Genomic DNA, 16,079 nt, shown 5'->3' with positions numbered 1-16,079 from the left:
GATTAGTTAGTTCATGTGTATCATAAATAAGCGATGTTTTAGAAGACTGTCCATAGAAAGTCAATGTTCATTGAATCGGCGTAAGGCTTGGCTTTTTGTGAAAGTTAGAACTTGCCCCAATTTAAAAAGATCAGACTTAAGAACCTGTTGTTGTTGTTATTACTCCGCTTAAAGATGGGAACATAACTTGTGAGCCAACTTCGATTAAGCCAATAGCCGCCGTTGTGCCAATCATCCCATTAACAAACATCCCGAAATCTTCGCTTTGCTTATAAGATTGCCAGCCTTGAAAGACTGCTGCACCAAACATTCCAAAGAAAACAAAGCGCATAGCGTTAAAAACAAAACTGATGAATTCACCCGTTTTAGCCGTTGCACTAGCCCCTGCTGCATTACCCGCAAAAGTTTTAGCGGTTGCCTCAACTTTCGACCAGATAAAAGCATGGCTTGGCTCAATATGTCCGAAGAAAAGAGGAATGAAAATTAAGGAAGCAACAGTCATCCAGAGCCAACGACGCTCTAGTTTATTGAGCGTTTTGTCTTGTGAGAGGAACAGTGCTGTTATGGAAACCATTCCTCCTACCCAAAGAGGTAGCGGATCTTGGATTGCTTGCCATAACCCAACCGAACACATGATTAACAATCCTGAAAGTTGATACAGCTTTTTCTGCGGATTGACTTTTTGTACGGCAAAATTACCCTGTTGTATGTACATGGCAAAAACTCTTATAATTAAGAGGAAGAAAAATTTTGAAGTTTGACATAAAAGCTGTGCTGTCAGCTTTTATGTTCACAACAAATATCTTAAGAGATAAATTATTGAATGCCTAGCCTATTCCAACTTGTCTTAAATATAAAAACTTTGTTAAATTGCTGTCACTTCTGACAGCAACTCCAGAAAAAGTAAATCTGCTACAATAATTATTAGTCAAAGAAATTAGAAAAATATCAATTCAAAAAAATCTCAGTTTTGACAGCTAATTTGACAGCATTTTCTCCTCACTCTCTTGAGAAAGTTATAAGAAATAACGATGAATTACCAAAACAAAGATAAATCCAGATTAACTATCAGACTTGAAGAGGATTTACGAAATACTTTAGAAAAATATGCGATTACTCATCACATCAATCTGAATGAAGCCGTGACGTTAGCTATTAGGAGTTTACTCGAAAGCCCCGACTTGACTTGGAAGAAAGATCTTAAAGATTTGAAAGAGCAAATTCAAAATCACGGGTTAAAGCTTAGTAAAATTGAAAAATGTATTTTAGCCGCAAAAAAACTAAAATCAGTTAGTTTTGATTCCAAGCTTTAACAATCGCCTGACATCGCTCAACGTCAGGTTCAGCAATGAAACAATTCAAGCCCAAATTCTCAGCGATCGCTAAACATTCAGCAATCGGAAAATAACAACAAACTAAAACATCATTACTTTCAGTTGCCACGTTTAAAAACGACTGAAATATTTGTTCGTAGTCAAAATCTTCGTACTCAGAATACACGGCATTAATTGATTTAGCTTGACACGGGCTACTCAATTGCCAATCTGGAGTTGGTGCAAAGGTGAAGATGGCACTAATATTTTTCGGCAGTTTCTTTTTAAATTGCGGTGCATTCGGATAGCCACAGTAAAGCTTGTGTTTTCCTAGCTGATGCCAAGAATCTTGTTTAATCGCTCGTTCCTTAACTTTAGTATTTAGAGCGGCTCCTGGGCGAACAGCAATAATCTCTGGCTTTGGTAAGCTAGTGATGATTAATGGTGCTGTTGCTCCCCCCGCAAGCGAGAACGAAGTGGTAGCGAGTCCGCTTTTAGATGTTTTATTTAGCTCAGTCGGGGGTTCTAATTCTTCTTTTTTACTCTCATCACTTTTTGGTGTAATGTAAGGTTCAGTGATTAATTCAGCTACGTCTAAAGTAATAAATTCACCCTCAGCGACCCTTTTAATTGCTTCGGCTCTAGCCGAATATGGCACATTCTTTTTAGACAAATAATATAAAGCGAGATCCTGAAATTTCTCATAATGAGTAAATTCCAACTCTTCAAATTCTTCTCCAAACGTTTTAGCAATTCGCATCCACCGATAGAGTGTTTGAGAGCTAAGATCTAAGGTAGAAAGAAGGTCGTTTTTTAACCAGGACAGGAATTTGCCATGACCAACCCGTTGTCTAACCTCAAGGGCAATTTTCGCCAACTGGTATTTACAGTTGACATAAACCTGATAAACAGCGATCGCTTCCGATGTTTTAGCTTGAAGAAATTCTTCGGTGGATTGATTGTTTTCATCATGACGACTTAAAAACTCATCCGAACGCATTTCCCTTTCTTTCGTCAGAGAATGGCTAACCGAACTCGGTAAAAGCTTTTCTTCTTTAGAAACCACCGAAGGCAAATCAACTCCCTCAACAGATAAACTTTGTTCTGTTGGCTTATCTTTAAGTCGTTTTGAGGCTTTGATTTGACCGCTTGATGCCATGAATAAGTCGCCACTATCAATACTAATAGTTAAACGATCATAGCATTTTAGCGAGAACGATGCTGATACGTTTTTAACTACTTCAAGCTCACTGGGTTGGCAGCTTCCAACCAATATCCTTCCAACGATAGTAGCTAACAAAACACTTATAGGCAATCACTAGATAATTGTTGGTCAAATCAATAATTTTGCCTAAATATTCTAATTGACCATCAGCATGAGCCAAATATACAGATCGCCCAATGAGGTTCGGCATAAGATTTCTGATGAACTTCTGTAGACAGAGAAGATTCTTTTTTTTATAATCTGGTCAATTCGTTGGTCAGACAAAATTTACCTGATGTTTTGAAAAAAAGAAAAATAGGACGAAAATTAATCAACGCACACCACTTATTTTCCGGGTTGCATTAAAGCCTTTGCTTTTTTTTGAGTGATTTAAAGGAAGAGGATTATTATCGTATTTTCCTCCAAACCCTTTAGCTTTGCCATTTTTATGTTGAGCTTTTCGTTCTTCTACTTCGAGTTGTAGTTGTTCTGTATTTCTGTCTTCTACAGTTAACTCAAATTCTTCGATTAACTCATCTAAGTGGCGAAAACGAGCGCCATACTCAACTTGAACCTCGCTAAAATCGAAGGTATAAATTTTACGGTCTTCTGCTTTTTTAAACTGAACTGTATTTTTTGTCCCGTTCTGATTTCCCAAATATCCTGATTTTAATACTCCATCAAAGGGTGCGATCGCATTGTATCCTTTTAGGTCTTTAAGCGTTTTGATTTGAGGCACAGTTTCATGATTTTCAACAACTGCCTGTGTTAACGCGGCATCTTCAAGCACTTGTTTATGTGAATCTAATTCTTCAACTACTGGTTCGTCTATTTCTTGAGAGACGTTTTCCATAATTGTATTGATTGGCTGAATCTGTTTTATACTTTGAGCCTCGTCAAGTTTTTTTTCGAGATCAGCAATTTTAACTCTATATTCAACAGTTGCTTCTTCTACTCTGACTGTTACATCTTTTTCGGTAAACTGTTTTTTGAGTTTAGGTTGAATGAGTGACGCATCATATCCCAATTCGGTTAATGCTTGGAAGACATGATCTGTAAATACAGTCTCATGAAGTGCGATCATAAGTGCTGTTTCTTTAACGATCACTAATTGTTCAGGAGTTAACTTGTACTTTTTTGCGAGCAACTGCCAGTCGTCGTTGCTCATTTCCATTTCTAGAATTAAATGAGTTTTCTTTTTGAAGTGGAACAGTTTAGCGATCGCGCTCACGTCCTTATTCTGTAGTTCTCCTTGTTCTCGTAATCGAGCTAGACATTGGCCGAGTACATCGACAGGGACTTTCATTAAGTTCACCGCAGCAGTACAAGTTAGGTAACTCGGTAGAGGAAGAGCCGATAATTCTTCTTGTACCGATTCATCTAAAGCTTCCCATGTTTTACTCATCATCAGGCAATGTTTAATGAAAGAGGTATTGCCCGATTGTCTTAGATATTCGTTCCAAGCTTCGATTGCTTGTTTTTTCGATTCTGCTTCGGCTACAAGATTTTCTTTCTCTTGGCGATACCACTGACCGCAGGAGATGTAGTAGGAGAGCGATCTTGAAGTGCAAACAGGAGGCGCAATAGACACTTGAGATTGTGCTAACATAGTTGTTACTTATTGTTTGTGGGTAGGTAAGCCTACCTTTTTATTTACCCGTTAAGATAACATAAATTTAATTTCAAGAATAGTGCCGTTCACGAATAATTTTACAAAACTTAAAACTTTTCAAAAGAAGGATCAATTGGCTTGCCAAGTTTCCGTTCAACGATTGCTCGAATTTCAGGATCAGCTAGATCTTCCCGTCTCAAAGATTTGCTTCTCAATCGTTTCCCTTCTTTCCATTTTATAAAATAATACAGATATCTTCTCTCCTGCCCTGAGACTGTAGTTTTAGTTTCCCACCGTTCTTCAATCCAAGAATCAGCAACTAGAGTTAAAGGTAGAAATCCTTGGGCAATTCTCTGTGCATCTTTAAGTTGCGCCAGTTCCCTTTGCTTTTGGTTTCTTGTTACTTCTTCTTTTAATGAGGGAATTTCAATTTGGAAAGCTTCAAGTTGCTCTAGTTCAAAATTTTTGAGCAAATCTGAAATTAATTTAACCTGTTGAGATGGTTGTAGTTCTCTAGCCAAACGCGCTACTGTATTATAAGGAATTTTTTTGTCAAGTTCTGTTACTGCTTTCACTTTTTCAATCTTTCGACAGGAGGATTGTTTCGAGTCAATCGCTTTTTTGACTGACTCGAAAAGCTTTTTAAGCTTAAATGGCTTGGTTAGGAAATCGGTAATTTGTTCTTCAAAAGCTCTTTCAAAATTGTCTACTGTACCGAAAGCTGATATGATTATTGTTTTTAAGTTATAATTACTTTGTGAAAAATTAATTAACTCCCATCCGTCCACTTCAGGCATTTTGAGATCAGTGATGAGTAAATCAAAAGCTTCTGATTCTTGAAGAATTTTAATGGCTTCTTGTCCCGAATGTGCAAAAACTATTTCAAAATTCTCTTTAGACAATTGAAGATGTTGCTCAACCATTTTTTGCATTCCTGGCTCATCATCAACAAATAAAAGCTTGGGAGAAATCATAGGACTTGCGAATTAATACAAAAAAATAAGATTTAAAGTATGAAATTTCGATTAATTTCTAATCTAATAATAACATTGCTTTTAATTTGTTCAACTCCATCTAAAGCACAAAATCTCAGCCATCCTTCTTTAAATCTGGAGGAAAAAGAGACATTCTTTCAAATTCAAATTCGCTCTATTGAAATTTTAGGCTCATCTGCTTTTACTTCAGCACAGTTACAGGAAGTTGTTAAAGAGTTTATTGGATCTGAAGCAACCAGCGAAAACTTACTAGCAATTCGTAGTGCGATTACAGAATTATATATCAGCAAAGGGTTTAACTCCACAGCAGCATTTTTACCCCCCGAACAGGATATATCTCAAGGAAATATCACAATTCAAGTAATTGAAGGTGCAATTGAAAAAGTTAATATTGAGGGGACAAAAAGGCTAAGAAGAAGCTACATTTTGGAGCGATTACCGTCACTTAATAAAATTCCTCTTAATGAACAAACTCTTTACAAAGAACTTCAACTTCTTGCGATCAATCCGTTAATTGAAAAACTGAATGCAGAATTATCACCAGGTTCCGTTGATGGGCTTAGTATTCTAAAGCTCTCAATTAATGAAGAAGACACTTTCAAGGTGGGTGTACTCCTGAATAATGGGAGATCACCCGCTATTGGTTCTTTTCAGCGAGTTATTCAAATTGCCGAAGCAAGTTTATTTGGAGGCGGGGAATCTTTGGCAATAACGTATCAAAATACTGATGGTAGTAATGGAGTCGGTCTTGATTTCTCCCTTCCAGTGAATGCTAAAAATGGCAGGCTCGGTATTACTTACATTTATCAATCCAACCGACTTATTGAAAAACCCGTGAATCTTCTCGATCTTGAAACAGATGCTCAAAACTACGAGATAGGATTTAGGCAACCGATTCTAAAAACCCTCAATCAAGAATTTTCTTTAGGATTAGCTTTTAACCGAAATGAGTCGAGTTCCTTTTTTGAAGGCAAGCGATTTAGGATTTCACCTGGTCAAGATGAATACGGTCGAACACGGATTTCAGCCTTACGATTTTCTCAAGATTACTTAACTCGAACTTTTAATGAAGTTTTTGCCATTAGTTCACAATTTAATTTTGGTGTAGAAGTCTTCAATATTACTAAAGGTTTAGAACCTGATTCTCAGTTTTTTAGTTGGCAACTTCGGTCTTATTACGCCCGACTTCTAGCTTCCGACTTTTCACTAATCCTAAAAACCAATTTACAGATAGCCGACCAAGCGTTAGTACCTGACGAACAATTTCGTCTAGGTGGAATTGAAAGCGTTAGGGGTTATCGTCAAGATTTAAGCATTAGTGATAATGGCTTTTTTGGATCAGCAGAGTTGCGCGTTCCTGTCCTTCGTATTCCCCAAGTCAATGGCGTTTTAGAAATAGCCCCCTTCGTCGATGGAGGTATTGGGTGGAATAATGGCGATCGCTTTTCTCCGATCGCATCGGGTTTGGCTTCAGTTGGTGTAGGATTAGTTTACCAAATGAGCGACTTAGGATTAGCGGGTGGTCTTTCCGCTTCTGTTTATTACGGTATTCCTCTAATCAGGGTTGTTCGAGTCGAAAATTACGAGAATTCAATCTATTTCTCAATTATTTGGCGTGGTTTTTGAGATGGGCAAGTTAAATCGCCCGATCCTCGCAAGGACTCAGGGACGACGATCAATATAACTCGCCCGTCGGGTAATCGAAGACGGGTGTTCCCTTCTACAATGCGTCCACCTTTCCATTTAGAGTCGGGGTGAGCCATCACCGTCGGTCTGGGAGCCTCAGATTGAATAGAACTAGAGGAGGGTTTAGGAATTGTAATTATGTTATCAGGGGTCAATCCTGAATCGGGAGTAGGAGGAAGGGAACCCGAACCAACAGACTGAAAGCTCCCTTTAGAATCTTGAGGATTACAGAAGCGATCAAGGATTTCTTCAGTTTGCAGATAGGTATATTCTGGAGTGAGCAGGGCATCCTCAAATTTATAGCTACGATCAATCGTTATCTGTCCGTCAATCCCCAGATCGCTTGATGCGCTGATGAGAGATTGGGGCGATTCAAGCAGTCCTTCGACTCGAAGGTTTATGTTGCCTCCTCTACCCTGAAAGGCCTGCGCTGCGATCAAGCTACTATCGTTTAAAATCAAAAATCTAGCGTTAATGTCGATATTACCGCCATTACCAGTACCTCCTGCTGTTGTAGATATAGTACTGTTTCCGCCTAAGCTAATATCGTGGCTTGTATTCAGAAAAATATTCCCTCCTAATCCTGCTTGAGAAGTTGCTACAATACTACCGTTATCCAACTTTAGGGAGTTAGAGTTAATTCTTAACGTTCCCCCATCTCCTATTCCGTCGTGAGCTACATTAATAGAAGCTCCATCTAAAACGAAAATTTGATTCGCAGAAATTATTAAGTTGCCTGAAAACCCGTTCGCACTTTCAGGCAATAATAGTCCTTGTTGCAAAAATTCATTGGGAATGCTAGATGAAGCCGTAATTAAACTAGGAGCCTTTAAAATATCAGATTTACCTTTAACTTCAATAGTATCAGCAGTAATTATTAAATTTCCAGCCCGTCCTAATGCTAGATTAGAAGCATCTATTCTTCCTCCATTATTAACTAATATATATTCTGAGCTAATCTGAAGGTTGCCTGCTGCTCCTCTATCTTGATTATTAACCGAAATTAGACTAGGAAAAAAACTAGATGGATTGAATCCTTCTACTAAAATTTTGTTACTATTAACGAATATATCTCCACCTAACCCATTTCCCAGTACAAAAGTTGATAAAAAACCACCCTGCTGTATAGTAAGATTTTTACTATTAAGAATAATTGATCCTGACTTAGCATTACTGATAGAAGCAGAGGCAATATTTGAGCCAACTAAGAAATTAGGATCGTTAGGAGCAACACCAAGAATGTTAACTGTTCCTTTTACATCAACTAAAATATCTCCTGCATTTCCTGTTCCAAACTGAGTGGTATAAACTCCTGCGGAAGAGCGTAAGATTAAATCACGAGCTTGAATAACAATATCTGCTCCTTTTCCTGCGGATAAAGTTTGAGAGGAAATCCCTCGACCAGGACGTATTAAATTTTGAAAAACAGGAGACAATTCAGTAATACCAATAACTTCTAAAGTTCCAGCCGCCTGAATTTGTATACTATTGTGGGAATTACTACCCTGATTTTCACTAAGAATGGAAGAGCTATCAGTTAAAGTAATATCTTTCCCAAAAATTTGAATGTTACCATGTTCAGTTCCTTTAGCATTAAGTAAAGAAAGATGCGTTAAAGTAATATTATTAGGATTATTACTTTGATAGTTTATAGAGAAAAGATTAGAATTATACCAATTTATCTTTAGTTCACCAGAATTTAAACTAGCAATGGATAAATTACCAGATAGGGATGTAATAATTCCTCCTGTAAATTCAATTTTACTAGCAGATAAAGATAAAGTTCTTCCAGGCTGAACAGATAAACCAATCTCAAAAGGTTGTAAATTCTGTCGAGGCGTTTTTGGATTTGAAGATTGAATTACGCGATGTCCTTTTCCAAAAACTTGAATTCTTCCTGTAGGGTTTGTAAAGCCTAAACCAATGGGAATTGAGGTTGATAAAATAGATTGAGAATGATTTATTGCGCTAAAAAATGAATTATCTTGAAAAACGATATGACTGGCAGTAGATGCAGTAAAACTACCTTTTAGATCTAAAGTAGCATTAGAACCAAATAAAATACCATTAGGGTTTAGAAAAAACAAATTAGCTTCTCCCAAGACCCCCAAGCGTCCCAAAATAGAGGAAATATTGCCTCCAGTAACGCGAGTAAGAATGTTTTCAACGGTGGCAGGATTGGCGAAATAAACACCTTTACCCTCATTTATATTAAAATCAGAAAAGCTGTGAAAAAGATTTTTGCCTCGAATCGCTCCACCGTCAATTCGATCATTTTCTATATTGATTGGATTGACAATCGAACTTTCCGTCCCTAAAGTATTATCAGGAACTATTTGAGAAAAAGCCTGATTTGAATTTATTAATTGATATGGAAAGCTAATAGCTAGTATGAGAGACAAATAGATTTTTAGGTTATTCATTTTAGAGACTTGCTAAGAAAGTAGAATTATTTTATATTCATTGAACAATTCTAATTTTAATTTTATTATGACGCAATCTAGCGAAAACGAAAAAAAATTTTATAATCTTCAAGGAGAAGTCGGTTATCCTATTTTAGGAGAAGCATCACAACTCTTCTCAAAAAATCAGTATTTTTGGCTAGAACGATTCTATCGATATGGAAGCATTTTTAAAACAAGAATTTTCAATATGAATGCTGTTTGTTTAGCGGAGCCTGATGCTTATAAGCTGATCTTAAAAGATGAGGCTCATAAATTTTCCTCTAATCAAGGTTGGTGGGTTTTAAAACCATTCTTCGAGCGAGGATTGCTATTACAAGACGGACAGGAACATCAAAGAAGTAAAAGATTGATTTCTCCTGCTTTTACTAGAGGCTCTCTTGCTCATTCTAGAAAAAATATAGAAGAAACAGTTGAGCGTTATTTGATTGAGCATATCGAGAATGAGAAAATTTTTTCTCCCCTTCCTTTTTTCCGTAAACTAACTTTACTGATTATTTGCCGGCTCATTTTAGGATATGAGCAAGACCAGGAGCAAAAAGTCAACAAATTAAGTCAATTATTTTTAGATGTTCTTGCAGGAGTTTCTAGTGTTGTAAGATTGAATATGCCTCTAACAAAATATAGAAAAGCTTTGCAAGCCAATGAAGATTTGCAGAATTATCTGATTCTAATTATTTCTGAAAGAAGGCAAAACAAATTATTGTCTGGCTCATCTAGTTTATTAGATATTTTACTTGAGCAACGAGAGCAAGACGGCGATTATTTATTAGATCGTGAAATTGCTTCCCAAATATCAGCAATTTTCTTTGGAGGTCATGAAACAACTGCAAATTTACTATGTTCAAGTTTGGTTCAATTAGAATATAATACTTCTTGGCAAGAAAAATTAAGATCTGAATTAAAACAAAACTCTTCAAAATCTTTCCTCTCTTTCTATAACGACAGTTTATTTAATAACATCATAAATGAATGTCTGCGCTTAAATCCACCAATTTATACCATACCTAGAAAAGTTATTAAATCTTTTGAAGTCGCTGATTGTAAAGTCCCCGAAGGCTGGTACATTATTTTGTCCCCTCTACTAACGCATCGAATACCTTATTTATATTCAGATCCAGAGGCCTTCGATCCTTTACGTTTTTCTCCGCCTAGAGAAGAACATAAAAAACACCCGTTTGGATTTATTAGTTTTGGAGGTGGAGCGCATAAATGTATCGGTCAGGATTTAGTAATGTTAGAACTTGAAATTATTTTAACTTACCTATTAAGAGAATATTTTTGGAAATCACATAATCAATTTGAATACTTAGAGTTTTTAAGACATACTGCAAAATGTATTAAATTACTCAAAATAAGTTTATATTCTTAGTTTTTAAGCTCATTTGATAAAAGTCATGTAGGTATTTTTTGTCTTTTAAAAATTATTATTGTGTGATTAAAATAAAAGATGCCCAAAATTTAGGGTGAGAATCTAGTAGATTCAACTGAGCTTGCCTGAGTGACTCTACCTGTGAAGTTTCTCCTTCTAAAGAAGAGTAAAAATCGGCAACAAGATAGCTCGTCGATTCATCCCTAACTGACCATAAAGAGGCAACAACATTGGCTCCCACTCGCGCCCCCACACCTGCAAGACCCAGAACTGAACGTTCGTTTCCTGCGGCTGTTTTGCAGGCACTCAAAAATAAAAGCTGCAACTCTTCCGATTTTCTCAGTAAATTTTCCAACTCACCCAAAAAGATTAGAGAATCAAAAACTTGAAAGTAGGTTTCTTGTGCCGAGCCAGCAAACATGGCATGAGTAGCAATGTGAACGATCCCATACTTTTCCTGCATCTGTTCACTAAAATTCTTCTTAGTAAATTTATTATCTAAAAACTTACGCCCCTGTAAGAGATCGGACACCGACGTAATTTCTTGAGGGACGAAGGGCAGAGGAGGAAAATATTCGGTTCCCAGCGATAAACCAAACGCTACAGAATTTTTAGAATTGTTTTGTTTGACGGCGATTGGCAGACCGAGAGAATAAGCGATCGCGTATTTTTGAATCAAGAACTTATCTTTGTCCATTAGTGCCGCTAAAGGCACGTTACGAAGCAGCCCGTCACCGACGAACACTAACCGTTTTGTCTTTGGAGGTAAAAAAGGAATTAGTCGTTCAAGTAAGATGTTGTAAAGTTCTTTCGACAGAGGTTCATAAGCTTTTGGGATTCTGGAAGTTAATAACATTTCCCGCCACTTCATTAATTTAGCTTCCAAATCGGCTTTGCTAATAGCAAGGGAAAACACTCGAAATGAGCCATCAGGCAATTCTAAAATTTGATAGGAATCTTCCTTAAGCAGTAAATAGTGAATTTTAGCTGTACCTGACGATAATTGTTCTTCAGTTTTAGGACGAGCTTGTTGAAGTTCAAGACAAGCATCACCAAAAAATCCCTGTAGCCCAGAAAGCACCAGTTGATTTCTAATTTCTAAGATTTCTCTAATTTGTTGATGATTTAGCTTGATTTCCGTAGAATTTCTTTTAGACACATCACTTTCTTTTAAGAGAAGAGAAAGTAGTTCACGGTAAATGGGCTGAACCTCTTCAATAATATCAAGCTGAAAATCTAAGTTAGCTGTAGCAATTTCATGACGTAGTTTTTGAAGCGAAGCGATCGCACCTCGATAAGCAGCTTTAGCATTTTCAGATTGACCAAGGATTTGATAAAGTCTTCCTGATTGCCACTGCCAGCGATATAAGCTATCATAATCGTTTCCTACTTGAGCCATTAATTGCGCTTTTTGACTAAAATTCAAGGCTAGAGGATATTGTTGTTGTCGCTCGTAGTACAAGCCGATCCGTCCAAGTGCAAACGATTGTGTCCTAGAATCATTGTGTGTTTTAGCAATTGTATTAGCTTGCTCTAAATAAGGCAAAGGATCATCCTTTTCTTGAGCTAATGTCATTAAAATCTCTGCTTTTGAGCGAGAAGAGGGAATAGCTGATAGACGGTTTTCGGCTTGAACTAGATATTGATGATTACTAGATATTTGATAAGCATTCAAATAAGTTTTAATAGCCGTAAGATCAGAAGCATTAAAACTTTCCATTAACGCTACATTGTTGATTAATAATGTCGTTGCTTCCTGTTGATCTTGTTCAGCTAACAGTGTCAGCCTACTTGACTCCTCATCATAACCTTCACTTTTAGCTAGAGAAGCTTGATGAGTCAAAAAACGCTGCCGTCTCCTCAATGCGGTTCCCAAATTATTGTTGATCTTAAACAACACTTCAGTTTGTATAGGAGCCAGCTTTTGGGCTTGAAGATAGGTAGAAATAGCATCATCAAGTTCGCCTTGTAAAAGGAATCCAGTTGCGATCGCATTAAGAGCTAGAGGGGCTAGTTGAACGTTTCCCGTCCGCTCACTTATTTCTAATACTTCTCGCCCCATTGTGATCGCTTCTCTAGCATGACCAATTTCATTAAGAAGATTAGCTAATTCAACCTGGATTTGACTGACTCTTTGATCTCCTAATTGCTCGTACAGGTCTAAAGTCTGCTTCAAATGATGAATACTTGAACTTGGCTGACCCATTTGCCGATAGGCGGCTCCTAAATAAAAATGAATTTCAGCTTGCTGCTGTTTAGTCAAGGATTTATCAATGAATAAAGATTTCCATAATCTGATAGCATCAGGGAAATTACCTTGCCAATACAAAGTTTGAGCTAATTGCTCTTTATTTTGATAATTTTCTTCAGCTTTCACACTTAAGGAAGATTGGAAAAAATCAAATAAGAAACTTATAATAATCAAAATTAGTAATTGTCTTTTTCGGCTCATTATCTTTCCTCACTAGCGAAATATTAATTGTTATCAAAATGAACAAAGTTTTAGTAGGAGTGCTATTAACAATTTTGAGTATATCTTATGAAGTTGAAGCTCGTCCAAATCGAAAAATTATTTTTACAGCACCGACAGATCGAAAAAGAATTCCTCAGCGAATCTCCTCTTCAATGTCTAGAGGGTGTCAAAGAAACTTGCCTAAAGTCACGTTACTTACGCCACCAGAATACGTCGGCACGACAAGCTCTAAGCAAACTAGAGTTTTTATTTATTTTGAAGAAAAACCAATTGCTATTCCAATTTATTTAACTTTATCAAAAATTGACGAATCTCAGGCATTAATTGAAAAACAAATTGAAATTGAGCAAAAAGGAGTGACCCAGATTGAACTGCCCATTGAGCTTGAAGTTAATCAAGTCTACCAGTGGTCAATCACCTTAGTCTGTCAATCAAATTCAAAGCGAATTGATGAAAATGAAGAGGTATCTGGACTGATTGAAAGAGTGAATCTTCCCCAATTTTTATCAAAAGAAATTAGCCAAGCTTCAAGATGGGAAAAAGCGAATTTGTATGCAAGCTATGGAATCTGGCATGAATCGTTAAAAGCAACGCAAAATACACCACAATTTAATGAGCTACTGACGCAAGTAGGAATTAAGATAGAAAATAGATAATTTTAAAAATCTAATGAATCTTCTTAGAAAGCTGAAGAACCCTCTTCTATCCTCTTTCCTACCCGCTTCAGTAATCGTAATCACCTTGAGGTTACTTGGGTGGTTGGAGCCTTTTGAGCTTTTAGCCTATGATTGGTTCTTCCAAATTCGCCCACCAGAACCGATAGACGAGCGAATCGTCATTGTTGGATTAGAGGAAAAAGAACTTAAACAGCTTTACCCAATTACCGATCGCACTCTAGCCCAACTGCTTCTCAAAATTAAGGAGCAACAACCTAATGTCATCGGGCTAGATCTGTTTCGAGATATTTCAGTTGGAGAAGGAGCAAAAGAGTTAGAGCAAGTCATTAAATCTATGCCTAATTTATATGGTGGAAAGAAAGTCATCGGGCCTGATCAAATTGCGGCGCATCCTACCCTAGAAGAACTTGCTCAAGTAGCAACAGGCGATCAAATACATGATTCGGATGGATTTATCAGGCGATCGTTACTACAAGCCGAAAATTTTTATGAAAATACAGTTTACAGTATTGGGACGACCTTGGCTTTTCTATACCTTCAAGATAAAAATATTTTCCCTGAAAAAACGTCAGATGGATTAGGGATACAGTTAGGAAAGATTCGTTTTTATCGTCTGAAGGAAAACGACGGCGGTTATCATCAAGCTCAATCTGGCGGTTATCAAATTCTCGTTAATTTTAGAAACCCCCAGAAAAGCTTTAAAAAAGTTTCTTTTTCTGAAGTTTTTCTGGGAAAAATTGAAAAAGACTTATTCAAAGATAAGATTGTAGTTATTGGCACAGCCGCAGTTTCAATTAAAGATCAGTTTTTTATCCCCTACAGCCGAACGTTTAACGGAATACCTCAGCCAATCTACGGCGTAGAATATGTAGCACAAGAAGCGAGTAATATTGTTAGTGCAGTTCTCGATCAGCGACCAATTATTAAGCTACTTCCCTATCCCTGGCTAGAAGCCCTAGCTAAGTACAGCTTTATTTTAAGTTGGGGTTTACTTTTGAGTGTTTTACTATGGAAGTTTAAAAAAAGTAAAACATATTTCGATTGGCTCTTATTTTTGCTACTCCCTATAATTATATCTGCTAGTCTATTTGGAATTAGCTTTCTTGCATTTTTAACAGGTTGGTGGCTTCCGTTAATACCTTCTCTTTTAGAGATTTTGTTAGTTGCTGTCCTGTCAACAGTCTTAATATTAACCGAAAAAGTTACTGAATATCAAAAAATTTTAAGAGATTTAGAAAGCGCACAAAATAAAATTTTAGCAGGTCAAAAACAAAAAGCTTTATCTGAGCTAGTTACTGGAGTAGCACATGAAATTAATAATCCTTTAAATTTTGTCGAGAATTATGCTGAGTTTAGTAATGAATGGTTAGAAAGCTTATTGCAAGATATTAATAATTTAAAAAATAATCAAAGCTTAGAAGAAGAGTTTTTAAAAATATTTGAGGTCAAATTAGATAATATTAAAGAAAATTTGCAAGAAATTACTAACTATTCTAGGAGAGCTTCAAGCATTACTAAAATTCTTTTGCAACAATCTTATTCTAAAGAAGCTAGACCAACATTCACTGATATTAATAAATTGATTAGTTCAATTCTTGAAATTAGTTGCTATAGCAACAGTAAGAATGCTGACTGTTCAATCAATCATCAAACTGATTTAGATTCGACTATAGGAGAGCAAAAAGTAGTAGCAGAAGATTTGGGACAAATTTTAATTAATCTAATTAATAACGCTTGTGATGCAGTTATTGAAAAAAAGGTAAATACAACAAATTTTATACCTACAGTATTTGTCGAAAGCTCTTTGGAGGAGGAGAAAGTTAAGATTGAGATTAAGGATAACGGTGATGGAATCCTGCCTAAAGCTATGGATTCTATTTTTAATCCTTTTTATACGACTAAGCAGGAAGGAACAGGGTTAGGACTTTATTTGTCTCAGCAGTTACTTCAGAAAAACGGAGGTTCAATCAGATGGCATCGTGAAGAAGGTTGGACAATCTTCACGATAAATTGGCCCGTCACTCAGTAAACTCTACCTCAAAACTAAGCTGATAAGCGGTTCTCGTGTTAATCTGCGATAAACATAACGAAATCGCTTGCTCAATTTTTTCAAAGCCTTCGAGGATTAAATAATCACCATTCATAGAGCTTACCTTAAATGGCAATAAGTTTTCCTCATCAGAAAGTTGTTCCTCTGTGAGAAAAACAACTCTCAGCACTTGAGCTTTTCTTGACATAATAGATCTTGCCTCCTTACTGTGTGAGCAGTGGGGTTGAAGTCGTGC

At 36.6% G+C, this 16,079-nt stretch carries 13 protein-coding genes; 5 read left to right on the top strand and 8 right to left on the bottom strand.

The window, feature by feature from the left end:
- Window positions 1-136: 136 nt before the first annotated feature.
- Window positions 137-715, bottom strand: a complete 579-nt coding sequence (locus tag C7H19_RS15315; protein ID WP_106457760.1) for a hypothetical protein — start codon at window positions 713-715, stop codon at window positions 137-139.
- Window positions 716-1,031: 316 nt separating this feature from the next.
- Between C7H19_RS15315 and C7H19_RS15310 the strand changes: the two genes are divergently transcribed.
- The gene (locus C7H19_RS15310; protein WP_106457759.1) at window positions 1,032-1,313 is read left to right on the top strand and encodes a hypothetical protein; all 282 of its coding nucleotides are present in this window, start codon (window positions 1,032-1,034) and stop codon (window positions 1,311-1,313) included.
- Here C7H19_RS15310 and C7H19_RS15305 read toward each other — a convergent pair.
- The 4 genes from C7H19_RS15305 to C7H19_RS15295 form a co-directional block, all read right to left on the bottom strand.
- A complete protein-coding gene (locus tag C7H19_RS15305; protein WP_106457758.1) occupies window positions 1,291-2,472 on the bottom strand; it encodes a hypothetical protein in 1,182 nt (393 codons plus the stop codon). The two genes, C7H19_RS15310 and C7H19_RS15305, sit on opposite strands and share 23 nt — an antisense overlap.
- A gap of 88 nt (window positions 2,473-2,560) precedes the next feature.
- The gene (locus tag C7H19_RS25750; RefSeq protein ID WP_181280627.1) at window positions 2,561-2,728 is read right to left on the bottom strand and encodes a hypothetical protein; all 168 of its coding nucleotides are present in this window, start codon (window positions 2,726-2,728) and stop codon (window positions 2,561-2,563) included.
- Window positions 2,729-2,848: 120 nt separating this feature from the next.
- The gene (locus C7H19_RS15300; protein WP_106457757.1) at window positions 2,849-4,126 is read right to left on the bottom strand and encodes a hypothetical protein; all 1,278 of its coding nucleotides are present in this window, start codon (window positions 4,124-4,126) and stop codon (window positions 2,849-2,851) included.
- A gap of 110 nt (window positions 4,127-4,236) precedes the next feature.
- Window positions 4,237-5,103 (bottom strand): response regulator, encoded by an 867-nt coding sequence (locus C7H19_RS15295; RefSeq protein ID WP_106457756.1) that lies wholly within the window; start codon window positions 5,101-5,103, stop codon window positions 4,237-4,239.
- A gap of 39 nt (window positions 5,104-5,142) precedes the next feature.
- Here C7H19_RS15295 and C7H19_RS15290 point away from each other — a divergent pair, with 39 nt between their 5' ends.
- Window positions 5,143-6,750, top strand: coding sequence for a ShlB/FhaC/HecB family hemolysin secretion/activation protein (locus C7H19_RS15290; RefSeq protein WP_106457755.1), 1,608 nt, complete (start codon window positions 5,143-5,145; stop codon window positions 6,748-6,750).
- Here C7H19_RS15290 and C7H19_RS15285 read toward each other — a convergent pair.
- Window positions 6,720-9,233 (bottom strand): two-partner secretion domain-containing protein, encoded by a 2,514-nt coding sequence (locus tag C7H19_RS15285; RefSeq protein ID WP_106457754.1) that lies wholly within the window; start codon window positions 9,231-9,233, stop codon window positions 6,720-6,722. The two genes, C7H19_RS15290 and C7H19_RS15285, sit on opposite strands and share 31 nt — an antisense overlap.
- A 40-nt stretch (window positions 9,234-9,273) precedes the next feature.
- Here C7H19_RS15285 and C7H19_RS15280 point away from each other — a divergent pair, with 40 nt between their 5' ends.
- Window positions 9,274-10,644, top strand: a complete 1,371-nt coding sequence (locus C7H19_RS15280; RefSeq protein ID WP_146136528.1) for a cytochrome P450 — start codon at window positions 9,274-9,276, stop codon at window positions 10,642-10,644.
- A gap of 55 nt (window positions 10,645-10,699) precedes the next feature.
- Here C7H19_RS15280 and C7H19_RS15275 read toward each other — a convergent pair whose 3' ends face one another.
- A complete protein-coding gene (locus C7H19_RS15275; protein ID WP_106457752.1) occupies window positions 10,700-13,096 on the bottom strand; it encodes a CHAT domain-containing protein in 2,397 nt (798 codons plus the stop codon).
- 38 nt (window positions 13,097-13,134) lie between these two features.
- Here C7H19_RS15275 and C7H19_RS15270 point away from each other — a divergent pair, with 38 nt between their 5' ends.
- The gene (locus tag C7H19_RS15270; protein ID WP_106457751.1) at window positions 13,135-13,773 is read left to right on the top strand and encodes a DUF928 domain-containing protein; all 639 of its coding nucleotides are present in this window, start codon (window positions 13,135-13,137) and stop codon (window positions 13,771-13,773) included.
- Window positions 13,774-13,786: 13 nt separating this feature from the next.
- The gene (locus C7H19_RS15265) at window positions 13,787-15,823 is read left to right on the top strand and encodes a CHASE2 domain-containing protein (protein WP_106457750.1); all 2,037 of its coding nucleotides are present in this window, start codon (window positions 13,787-13,789) and stop codon (window positions 15,821-15,823) included.
- Here the strand turns inward: C7H19_RS15265 and C7H19_RS15260 are convergent.
- A complete protein-coding gene (locus tag C7H19_RS15260) occupies window positions 15,813-16,031 on the bottom strand; it encodes a hypothetical protein (protein ID WP_106457749.1) in 219 nt (72 codons plus the stop codon). The two genes, C7H19_RS15265 and C7H19_RS15260, sit on opposite strands and share 11 nt — an antisense overlap.
- Window positions 16,032-16,079 lie beyond the last annotated feature (48 nt).

It is taken from the genome of Aphanothece hegewaldii CCALA 016 (assembly GCF_003007785.1).
GTDB classification, from domain to species: domain Bacteria; phylum Cyanobacteriota; class Cyanobacteriia; order Cyanobacteriales; family Microcystaceae; genus Chroococcus; species Chroococcus hegewaldii.
The sequence above is the reverse complement of the archived record's forward strand: the minus strand, read 5'-3'. Positions and strand labels throughout refer to the sequence as shown.